Annotated in this window: 1 pseudogene; it reads left to right on the top strand. The window is 67.8% G+C overall.

Annotation, left to right across the window (positions count from 1 at the left end):
* Nucleotides 1-262 precede the first annotated feature (262 nt).
* Nucleotides 263-601 (top strand): annotated as a pseudogene (locus tag CCN37_RS41965) (MFS transporter); the annotation flags it as partial.
* Nucleotides 602-735: the final 134 nt, after the last annotated feature.

The raw sequence follows: 735 nt of genomic DNA, 5'->3' as shown, positions 1-735 counted from the left end.
CCCCCAGGTACCCTCAGAAGCTGTTAGCTCTGAGACAGAGTAATTGAGGAAGATCCGACCAGTGACCCCTGTTTCCCATGACGTGGACCTCAGCTGCACCGTCGGCCGGTTGCAGCGCGAGCTGCGGCCCGGCGCAGCGCGCGCTGCAACCGGCCGACGGTGCAGCTGAGGTCCACGTCATGGGAAACAGGGGTCACTGGTCGGATCTTCCTCAATTACTCTGTCTCAGAGCTAACAGCTTCTGAGGGTACCTGGGGGACGGATGCGGGACAGTAACGGCAGGACACGGTTGGTGCTCGTGCTCGGTGGCCTCAGCGCGTTCGGGCCGCTGTGCCTGGACATGTACCTGCCCGCCTTCCCCGAGATCGCCGCCCGGCTCGGCGCCAGCCACTCCCAGGTCCAGCTCACGCTCACCGCCTGCATGATCGGCCTCGCCGCCGGCCAGCTGGTGATCGGCCCGCTCAGCGACATGTGGGGCCGCAAGCGCCCGCTGCTCTTCGGCATCGGCCTGTTCGTCGTGGCGTCGCTGGCCTGCGTGTTCACCAACGACATCGCGAGCTTCACCGTCGTCCGCTTCGTGCAGGGCTTCGCCGGGGCGGCCGGGATCGTCGTCGCCAGGGCCGTCGTCCGCGACCTGTACTCCGGCGCCGAGGACCGGGGCCAGGATCGGGGCGAGGCCGAAGACGAGCATCAGGGTGGAGAAGAAGCGCGCGGCCTCGGCGCCGGAGTACAGGT

Origin of the sequence: Allokutzneria sp. NRRL B-24872, assembly GCF_002155965.1 — a bacterium.
GTDB lineage: Bacteria > Actinomycetota > Actinomycetes > Mycobacteriales > Pseudonocardiaceae > Allokutzneria.
The sequence above is the reverse complement of the archived record's forward strand: the minus strand, read 5'-3'. Positions and strand labels throughout refer to the sequence as shown.